Here is a 354-nt window from a genome sequence, read left to right as displayed (position 1 = left end):
TACTGGCTCTTAGGGATGTTAGTGCATAACTACTTGATGAAAAGAATAAAACTAAAGTAACGGCGAAAACGCTAAAAAGCGGCGAAAATAAAAATAACCTTAAAAATCGAGGAAAAAATAAATTATTAGAAAAGACTAAACGTTGATTGTAATAACAAGATGATTTTAAAGTATAAGTTGGGCAGGTTTGGTGTTTGGTGTTTGGTGTTTGGTGTTTAAAATTATAGTTCATAATAACAGCCTTGTCAAGTAATTCCATGTTTTATTTCGCTTTTTTAAGTTAATTTGACTAAATAACAGCCTATTATTGCGCTAAAAATCATCTAAAAGTATAGTGATTGAAAATAATCTATG

1 protein-coding gene is annotated in these 354 nt (G+C 29.1%); it reads right to left on the bottom strand.

What is annotated here, in order from left to right:
- Nucleotides 1-232: hypothetical protein (locus tag H3U96_RS11280; protein ID WP_232347787.1), on the bottom strand; the 232-nt coding region annotated here is incomplete at its 3' end.
- Between the last annotated feature and the right edge of the window lie 122 nt (nucleotides 233-354).

It is taken from the genome of Gilliamella sp. M0364, assembly GCF_016100565.1.
Taxonomy (GTDB): domain Bacteria; phylum Pseudomonadota; class Gammaproteobacteria; order Enterobacterales; family Orbaceae; genus Gilliamella; species Gilliamella apis.
Note: the sequence above shows the minus strand (reverse complement) of the source record. Positions and strands in the feature narration are given on the sequence as shown.